The following is a 10,086-nucleotide window of genomic DNA, read 5'->3' on the forward strand; positions in this document are numbered from 1 at the left end:
ATGATATAGAGCATGTAAAAGAAAACACCATAACCATAAAACTTTTTGAAGAAATTAATTCTATAAGTAAAGAAGTATTTAAAATAAAAGATTTATCCATAGAAAGTGTAGTATTAAAGGATAAAAAAACTATTGAGTTAAAGGTTAATTTATTAGAGGAAAATAAGGTCTATGAGATTCTAGTAGACAAGTTCTCCTTAGATAATAAGGAAATAAAATCATCAAGTCATAAGGTTTCTTTCTCAAAGCTAGTTAAAGAAGATCCAGTTATAATTGTAGAGCCAGGAGATGGAGGGGGAATAACTCCGCCAGTAGTTGATATCCCTGAAGTGAATAAGGATACAAAAGAGGTATCCTCTTTAGAAGAATTCAAATCTGCCATGGATAATATGGAAGTAAAGAATATAAAGATAAACAAGGATATAAACTCTAGTACTCCATTAAATCTGGATAGATCTATTAATATTGATTTAAATGGAAAAACCTTAAATAAGATGACTGTTAATAATGGACATAGGGTAACCTTAAAAAATGGTAAGGTTAATGATATAACAGGAAGAGGTAATAGTGATATAGAGTTAGATAATATGGAAGTTGAGGCATTAAACTCTCATATAAATAATAGTAATATTATTACCCTTAAGAGCGGAAATATAAAAAATATAAATGTATCTTCAGGAGATATGAAGATTTATAATGGAAAACAACTTAATTTAACACTAACATCAGGTAATGTTCATGTTATAAATACCTCTTTAGCTATGGCATCAATAGATGCTAAAGGAGGTAGTGTAAATTTAATATCTTCAAACATAAATAATTTAAAATCCAATATAACTGGTGGAAGAGTTGTAGTAGATGAAAGATCTAAAATAGTTTCCACTGAAATAACTGATAATAGAAAGACATTTAAAAGTGATGCTATGTATAGGAGATTATACTCTCCATTATTAAGTACAGTAAATAAAGTACCCATGGTTAGAAATAATGTGAAGACTGAAGCTTCAGGGTCCTTTGTTAATAATGGAGTTGTAGAGAATATAACATTAAATGTAGAAACAGCTATAAATATAGTTAACGGAATAAAATCAACTATTAATAATCTTAAGCTTAACTCAAAGGATGGGGTACAATCATCTAATGCAGTTATAAGTATAACTGGTAACATAGATAATATTGAAGTAAATGCCAGTGTAGAAATAAAAATGGATAGGGTAGAGGGAAAGGTTGAGGTAAAGGACCATAATGTAAAGGTTAAGATAACCTTTGATGAGGATACAACTTCTAATATAACCATAGAAAACTCTACAGATAGTAATGAGATTAATGTTGAAATTGTAAAAGTTTTAAATGGACAAAAAGTCTTAGAGACAGAGGATGTTATTAAGGGAGAAGAAACAAAGGTATCAGTAGAGTCCAAACTTTTAAAAGATTTGAGGGAATCAAAAATAAAGGATATTACTAAGTGGGATGATGAGAGTAAGAAGGAAGGAAAGGAAATATATATATCCAAGGGATTAGATAAAGTTGATGAAAGCAATATAGAGTTTATTACTAAGGCATTATTTAAAGTTTCAGAAGATAAAGAATATATGATAATTAGTAAATCTCAAATAGAGGATATCATTAAAGAATATAATGATATTATGGCATTCTCAAAGGAAAAGTCTTTAATTAAGGAAGATACAATAAAGGGTCAGGATGTAACAAATGTTATATTTAATAATGGATATAGAGATAAGAATGGGAAAGCTATGAGAAAATCCTTTAGCCATGATAATATAAAGGTAGTTGAAGAAAATGGACAGGATAAACTTATATTATCAAAATATAACGATGAAAAAGATAAAAAAGATATATCCATGGAGTTTGAATATGATTTTTCTTCAATAAATGAGGCTATAAAGTTAAATAAGGTAATAGAAATAGAGCCTATGATTATTCAAAGTCTAAGAGAAGAAATAAAGGATATAAAGGGTAGCTCAAAAATAGAAGAAGACAGGTTAATTGAAGCATTCAATAAAAAAGGCATAGAGGTTTCAAGAAGAGGTGTGTTTTTCTTTGCGACTATGATAAATAACGAAATTATCAGGGATTTAGAAACTTTAAATAAAGTTAAGGAAGAGAAGACAGTACTAGAAGATTTTGAGAAGAATCTAAATAAAATTCATCCAAGTAGAACTATTAACTTAGATGGAACAGCAGGAGATATAACTAAGTCTATCTTAGGGGAAGGAATAGAGGTACCTGAAGGAGTAAAGTTTAAAACCTTTGAAGATAATAAAAATAATCTAAATGAATTTATAACTATAGATAATAGTAACAATATAGTACTTAAGGATATAAAAGATAAGGATAAAACTTATAAAGGGCAGATTGCTATAACCTATGAATATAAGAGTATAAAATGTAACTCTACCTTCTATGTTCTAAATATAAATCTTAATAGAGAATTAGATAAGAAAATGGAGCATCTAAGAGAAACGATAATTAAGACAGAGGATGAGTTACTTAAATCAGGAATTAATGGAGAGTTTCAAAAGAAGCTTTCAATACAACAAAGCAAGATTATATCTTTAATAAAGGAAGTTGCCGGTTGTAAAGAAAAAGAAGATTTAGATGTTATGGATTATTATATGATAACAGATAAAATTAAAGATAAATCCATAGCAACTATAGTTGATTTGGATAATTTTTTGAAAGAAATAAGTCCTTTTAATAAGATCAGAAAGGAAATGAAGGGGTTAAGTGGAGAGAATAGAAGTAAAATATTATTTTCTAACTTAAAAGAGGGAGAAAAAAGAGCTATATTTGATGAAGAATTTGTAAAAAAACTTAAGGATAATAATATTAGCCTAAGTATAGAGTCACCAAGTTCCACGTACGAAGCTGATGGTACGAGTTTATTTGAATTAATAGATGGTAATATCTATTTAAAAGAAAATAATAAGGGAAAGAGTAATAAATATGCTTATGCTAGAATTACTGATAATAATAGGATGTATAGTTTAAGTCTTCAAATTACTAATTCAGATAAGGCAGAGGATTCTATAACATCCTTAATGAATGATATTAAAAATATAAATGAAGAGGCTTCAATATTAAACTTAATAAAGCAATATTCAACTATAGATGAGAAAGAAAAGTTACCACTTCATAGAGCTAGTGGATATAAGGATATTATATTAAGTGGGGCAGTAGTTACATTAGAGGATTTAAATAACTTTGTTAAAGAAGTAGTCTTAAATGAGGAAGCCTTAGAAATAGTTAAGGAAGAGTTTGGATCTCCTATTAATATAGATATAAAGTCAGATTTAAAAGAAGGGGAAGAAAAACTTTTATTTAAAGAAGATTTTTTAAATAAACTTAAGGAAAAGAATACCTTTATAACTTATACAGATACAGGGGATGAAGGTGAATATATAAGAATTGAAAATGATGGTAATATTACATTAAAGAAAAATAATACAACAGAAAAACCAATATACTTCAATATAGGATTTGATACAAAACTCTCTATTGGTTGGGGATATGGTACAGGTACTACTGTAGCTATAAATACAATTCAAGAGGATTACATTGAAGGATTAAGAGAAAAACTAGAAAAAACAAGTAAGTATGAAGAGATAGCTAATATATTTAGGGAAAGTGGAGTAAAAGATGTACCAAGTAGTTGGGAGAAATTCCTTAGAGATAGTATAGTTAATAATAGCATTAATACTAAGGAGCAGTTATTAAATACTATAGAGGAATGTAAGCAGCTAAAGAACTTTGAAAATGAGATGAATAGGCTCCATCCTTCAAGAAAGTTGAATTTATCAAAGGATGAAAAAAGTGGAGATATAACACATTTAGTTCTAGGAGAAAATAAAAGTCTTTTAGATAATATAGGATTTTCTACAGACGAGAATAAAAAGGATGATTTTAATAAATTCTTAAGTATAGATTCTAATGGGAAATATGATAAATTAATACTAAATCATGTTGAAGATAAGGAAAGTAACTATAATGGAATTTTAGGCATATCATATAGATTTAAATCTATTAATATGATTAGCTATTTCTATAGACTAAATGTGTCATTAAACCATGAAGAGAATCAAGGGACAAATGCCCAAGAAGAAATTACAAAGTTAATATCAGAGATAAGGGATAAAAATGATGACAGTGTAATATTAGAAAAGATAAACAATACCCTTAACAATGAGTATAAGGACAAACTAAGAGAGAATAGAGTTTCTTTAGTAAAAGATAGACTTGTAGATGGAAGTATAGATACCGTAGAGAAACTTAAGGTTTCAGTGGAAGAGGTAATAAGAATAGACGATATAACAGAAAAGATAAATTCCATATTATCTAATAATAAGTTAGTTATTAATGGCAATAATAGCATAGGAGATAAGTTATTTTCTGAAGATATATCTAACTTACTAGAAGGTGTAGAGATAATTCTAGATGAGAATTCTTATATTTCTTTAGTAGATAATAATTTAGTTTTAAATAAAGCTAATGAAGGTAAGGATCTTATAGCTATAAATGTAGAATTAAAAACAAAATATACTTACATGGGTGAATCTACATTTTTTAAATTCAATATCCTGTTAGAACCTAAAATGGATATAGTAGAATAATATTTTAGTAAACTTATAAAAGTCACAGATTTTTAGAGAAATCTTAGAAATCTGTGACTTTTTTACTGGTTATAAGCAATAAAACACCTTTATCTGATGGCTAGTAACTGTAACACCCCATCCTCTTAAAAGGCGGGGGATAACAGTTGCTACGCCCCTAGATTAACTTATCTAATCTTAAGATGGTGGAAAGAACACCATCTGAAGAAAGATTCGTTCTATATTGTTAGAGTTTACTTATAATGATATAATTTGTAATGTAAAAGTAAAATTTAACAGGGGATGGAATTAATTATGAAGGATAGAAACATTAAAATAATAAGTGGGATAATAATCCTTACTCTTATATCTCCCATACTTTATTATTTAATATTTAAAGATGGTAGAACTGAGTACATTGAGGAGCTTATAAATAACACTAAAGCAAGTGAGGCTATGGTGGATTATAATAAGGCAGAGATTACTATTGAAAAGTTAGAGGATGGAGAAGAGAAGGACAACTATACTAAGGAATTAGAAGAATTAAAGGAAGCTTGTGTAACTCCAGAGGTTGAAAGGGTAATGAAGGAGATAGACCATTATGGAGAAACCTTAAATGTAGAGGAGTATCATAGATTATTAAATGATGTTATACCTAATGTAGAGGATGAGAGAAATATTCAGTACTACATGTATCAGGTATCATTATATGACTATGACCTTTTCACTAAGGATTTTATATTAGCTCAGGACGCTTTTATTAATCTTCAAAATATCCTAACCTTAGATAACTTAGAAAAAGCCTATGACCTTATGGAGGATGTAGAACATGAGGAGAATAAACAGTGGCTTAAAGGTAATATAGACAACTTAGCTAAGGTATATGATAAAACCATAGGGCTTAAGTCCTTAGATTTTAATAATAAGGATACCTTAACCCTTACCTTTAATAAGGATTTTAGTGAAGACTTTAAGGACAAAATCACTTTAGATAAGGGAACCATAGAAAACATAGATGTGGATGAGGAGAATAAGACTATTACATTGAAGGTAAAAATGCCAAAGGAAAAAGAAGCCTTTAGGGTTACCTTAGATGAGATAAATCTTCAGGATAGAAAAGCAGTAAGGACAGACTATAATATAAGTTATAGTGAAGAGTCTTAGACTATATTTCTAAAGATTAAAGAATAGAATAAGAAGCTAGAGGGATCTCTTAAGTTTTAATTTAGGAGGTTTCTCTTATTTTCTTTTAAAGAGATATTACGAATTAATTACATAATCCTATAACCTACATAATAATTTATAAATATGGTATAATTTAAAAAGTATGGTATATTTAAATGAAATTTAAGTTATTTTAAGATATGTCGAAAGGGAGTTAAACATAATGAAAAAAAGGGCTTTAATAACGGGGATAACAGGACAAGATGGTTCTTACCTTACAGAATATTTACTGGGGATAGGCTATGAGGTTCATGGAATAATAAGAAGAAGTAGTAATTTTAATACAAAGAGGATAGATCATTTGTTTGAAAATCCTGAAATAGGGAATAAAACCTTATTCCTTCATCATGGAGATCTAACTGATTCCTCTAATTTAAATAGATTAGTAGAAAAGGTAAATCCTCATGAGATATATAATTTAGCGGCACAGAGCCATGTACAGGTATCATTTGAGGTTCCAGAGTACACAGCAGAGGTAGATGGAATAGGAACCCTTAGACTTTTAGATGCCATAAAGGAAAGTGGAGTTAAGTGTAAGTTTTATCAAGCTTCCACCTCAGAGCTTTTTGGAGGAATGGAAGGGACAGCTCCTCAAAGTGAGAAGACACCTTTCTATCCAAGAAGTCCATATTCAGCAGCAAAGCTTTATGCTTACTGGATCACTGTAAACTACAGAGAGGCTTATGATATATTTGCATGTAATGGTATACTGTTCAACCATGAATCTCCAAGAAGAGGGGAAACCTTTGTTACAAGAAAGATAACAAGGGCTGTGGCATCCATAATGGCAGGAAAGCAGGACAAGCTATCCTTAGGTAACTTAGATGCTAAGAGAGACTGGGGCTTTGCTGGAGACTATGTAGAGGCAATGCATCTTATGCTTCAGCAGGACACACCAAAGGATTATGTTATAGCCACAGGGGAGACCCATACTGTTCGTGAGTTTGTGGAGCTTTCTTTTAAGGAAGTTGGCATAGACATAGAATGGAAGGGAACTGGCGTTGAAGAAAAGGGCTATGACAGAGCAAGTGGAAAATTACTTGTAGATATAAATCCAAGGTATTTTAGACCAACAGAGGTAGAGCTTCTTTGGGGAGACCCATCTTTAGCTGAAAAAGACCTAGGATGGAGAAGAAAGGTAAGCTTTAAGGAATTAGTTAAGAGAATGGTAGATAGTGATATGGAACTTATAGCAGGATGTGATACAAAAACCTTTTTAAATAAGAGGAAGTAGAATGATAGATAGAATAAAGTATTATTTAAAAAGGAAGGTTAAATCTTCCTATATGGTACAAAATATAAACCTAGATTTAAGGAATAAGAATCAAAAGAGGGCACTGGTTGCCTATATAAATAATTCCTTAATGATGGATTTACAAAACAATAAAATCTACCATAGTAATACCTTAGAAAGTGGACAGATATTAAAGGTTCTTATAGATAGAGGATATGTTATAGATGCCTGCCATATATTTGACGACTTATCCTATGACATTATTAAGGATAAAACCTATGATTTAGTTTTTGGTATGGGAGACACCTTTAAAAAGGCATGTCAAATTAATAAGAAGGCTAAAAAGGTCATATACATAACTGAAACCGAGCCAGAGATTTCCCTAATGAGGGAAAAGGAAAGATTAGAATACTATAGAAAAAGACATGGAAAACTTCATAAGGTAAAGAGAAGTGGGGTTTATTATAATAAACTAGATTTTGAGAATGTAGACTATGGAATAATCCTAGGGGAGAAAAGCCACTTTAAGGATTATGACTTTAAGAAGATAAGGGTATATCCTTCAGGACTATATAATGAGGACTTTAAGTATTCCTCTAAGGATTTTAAATCATGTAAGAATCACTTTATATGGTTTGGCTCTAATGGAGCTATACATAAGGGGTTAGATATACTTTTAGATGTGTTTTCAAAAAGAGATGATATATACCTTCACATATGTGGAGTAAGTGATGAGGATAGAAAGATAATAGATATACCAAAGAAAGATAATATAATAGATCATGGCTTTATGGATGTTTACTCTAAAGAATATTTAAATCTTGTGGAAAAGTGCACCTTTGTAATACTACCATCCTGTGGGGAGGCTATGTCCACATCAGTATTAACCTCCATGAGACATGGACTTATACCAGTGGTTTCAAAGGAGCTAGGTTTTGAGGATTTAGGAAATAAGGTTTATATTCTAGAGGATTATACCCTAGACTATGTGGATGACTATATAAATAAGCTTCTAATGGTATCAGAGAAGGAATTAGAGGAAAAGAGTAAGGAGATATATGAGAAGAGTAATAAGCTTTTTTCCATTAATAATTTCACCAATATGTTTTCAAGGGCTATGGATTATATAGAGGGAGAAAAATAGTATGAATATAAATAAAACCTTAAGGGTTCATACCCTTATAAACTATATAGCAAAGTTTTTTAATATAGTTATAAATCTTTATATGGTGAGATTGACCTTAAATTATTTAGGGGAAGACAGAAATGGACTTTGGGCTACTCTTCTATCTATTATAGCTATGATGGCTATTGGAGACTTAGGTATAGGAAATGGAGTAAAGAATAGACTTACAGAAGCCTTAGCAAAGGATGATAAGGATAAGGAAAAAAGCTATATATCTACAGCCTATATAACTTTATTTTTAATCTCCTTAGTGGTCTGTATAATAGCTATTTTATTCTCTAAGATCTTTGTTACAGAGGGCTTTGGCTATCCAGACTTTAAGGGAGCCTTATATATAGTAATAGTAGGCTTTGCCTTAAACTTTATAACAGGACTTATAAACTCTATATTATATGCTTACCAAAAGAGCGCTTTAGTGAGTATTGGGCAGATTTTAAATTCTACATTTTTATTAGGTGGGGTTTATTTCATAAGTAATATAAGTGAAGGTAACCTTATGTATATTGCCTTTGTTTATATTTTAAGCTTAACCTTAAGCAATATCATACTCACCCTATATTTTTTCTTAAATCATAGAGATGTAATACCTAAAATAAGTTACTTTGATAAGGATAGAATAAGGGATATATTAGACCTTGGGGTAAAGTTTTTTATACTTCAAGTTTGTGGAGTAATACTTTTCTCTACGGATAATCTTATAATATCTAACCTTATAGGGCTTAAGGAAGTAACTCAGTATGACATATTAAATAAGGTTTATAATAATATGTCCATGCTATATTCCATAATATTAATACCTATATGGTCCGCTGTAACCTATGCCTATGCTAGGAAGGACAAAAAGTGGATAGTTAGTATTTTAAGAAAACTTCAGCTTTTACTATTGCCCTTCTCCTTGGGAGTTATTGTGGTATCCCTATTCTTTAATGATATAACTCCTATATGGTTACAAAAGGAGATAATTATTCCTTCAAGGCTTATTGTACTATTTGGAGTTTATACCATAGTTCAAGGGTGGACAGCTATTTATTGTAGCATTATAAATGGTATGGGTAAGATAAATATTCAGTTATATTTAGCAATAATCGGAGCAATTTTAAATATTCCCTTATCCATATATTTGGGGAAATCCATGGGTATATATGGGGTGAAGCTGGCTACATTTATATGTCAGGTACTTCCGGCTATAATACTTCCGTTTCAGCTAAGACATGAGCTTAAAGGAGATTGGAATAGTTAATAAATATATAGATAAATGTGTTTATAAGTGTTTAAATATACTCGAGGAGTTATTAACATATGAAACACATATCAAATTATAAACCAAAGGATTTTGCAGAGTTGCTAAATGTATCAGTTAAAACCTTACAAATATGGGATAGAGAAGGTATTCTTATAGCAAAAAGAACCCCTACCGATAGAAGATATTATACTTATGACCAGTATCTTGAATATAAAGGAATAAATAATTCAAGTGGTGATAGAAAGATTGTTGTAGTTAACAATGAGCTTTTGTAGCCACAAGAGGAAATGGTTCAAGATATCATTTCAATACTTCATGAATTTAGTTGTAAAATATATGGAATGATAAAGTATAAGAAAAAATAGAGGAGGATAAAGAGATTGCTAAAAGCATACAAAACAGAGATATTCCCAGCAGAGCAGCAGAAGCAAAAGATTAATCAAAGTATTGGTGTTTGCAGATGGTTATATAATCAATATCTAGCTAAAAGTCAAGAGTTGTATAGGCAATTCAAAGATGGATTAATTTCTAAAAAAGAAGGAAAATTAAGTGCAAATATTTTTGATAAGTATATAAATAATGAAGTTAA

At 30.0% G+C, this 10,086-nt stretch carries 6 protein-coding genes and 1 pseudogene; all 7 read left to right on the plus strand.

The window, feature by feature from the left end:
- Positions 1–4,631 (plus strand): pectate lyase-like adhesive domain-containing protein (locus AB2369_RS07780; RefSeq protein WP_367665915.1); only part of this gene is annotated, 4,631 nt, incomplete at its 5' end.
- Between the two features lie 294 nt (positions 4,632–4,925).
- Positions 4,926–5,774: a hypothetical protein gene (locus AB2369_RS07785; RefSeq protein ID WP_367665916.1), complete on the plus strand. Its 849-nt coding sequence runs from the start codon at positions 4,926–4,928 to the stop codon at positions 5,772–5,774.
- A gap of 223 nt (positions 5,775–5,997) precedes the next feature.
- Positions 5,998–7,068: a GDP-mannose 4,6-dehydratase gene (gene gmd / locus AB2369_RS07790; RefSeq protein ID WP_367665917.1), complete on the plus strand. Its 1,071-nt coding sequence runs from the start codon at positions 5,998–6,000 to the stop codon at positions 7,066–7,068.
- Between the two features lies 1 nt (position 7,069).
- Entirely contained in the window at positions 7,070–8,212 is a 1,143-nt protein-coding gene (locus AB2369_RS07795; RefSeq protein WP_367665918.1) for a glycosyltransferase, read from the plus strand.
- 1 nt (position 8,213) lies between these two features.
- Positions 8,214–9,494: a lipopolysaccharide biosynthesis protein gene (locus AB2369_RS07800; RefSeq protein WP_367665919.1), complete on the plus strand. Its 1,281-nt coding sequence runs from the start codon at positions 8,214–8,216 to the stop codon at positions 9,492–9,494.
- Positions 9,495–9,562: 68 nt separating this feature from the next.
- A pseudogene (locus tag AB2369_RS07805) lies at positions 9,563–9,936 on the plus strand (recombinase family protein).
- Positions 9,878–10,086, plus strand: a 209-nt coding sequence (locus tag AB2369_RS07810) for a helix-turn-helix domain-containing protein (protein ID WP_367665920.1), incomplete at its 3' end; no start/stop codon positions are given. The pseudogene AB2369_RS07805 and the gene AB2369_RS07810, both read left to right, overlap by 59 nt.

The organism is Clostridium sp. (genome assembly GCF_040797585.1).
In the GTDB taxonomy this organism is placed as follows: Bacteria; Bacillota; Clostridia; order Clostridiales; family Clostridiaceae; genus Clostridium_Z.

Bases quoted from the DNA above. Each gene is read 5' to 3' on its own strand.
- AB2369_RS07795 (WP_367665918.1), top strand. From the start codon at position 7,070: ATGATAGATAGAATAAAGTATTATTTAAAAAGGAAGGTTAAATCTTCC.
- AB2369_RS07785 (WP_367665916.1), top strand. From the start codon at position 4,926: ATGAAGGATAGAAACATTAAAATAATAAGTGGGATAATAATCCTTACT.
- gmd (WP_367665917.1), top strand. From the start codon at position 5,998: ATGAAAAAAAGGGCTTTAATAACGGGGATAACAGGACAAGATGGTTCT.
- AB2369_RS07800 (WP_367665919.1), top strand. From the start codon at position 8,214: ATGAATATAAATAAAACCTTAAGGGTTCATACCCTTATAAACTATATA.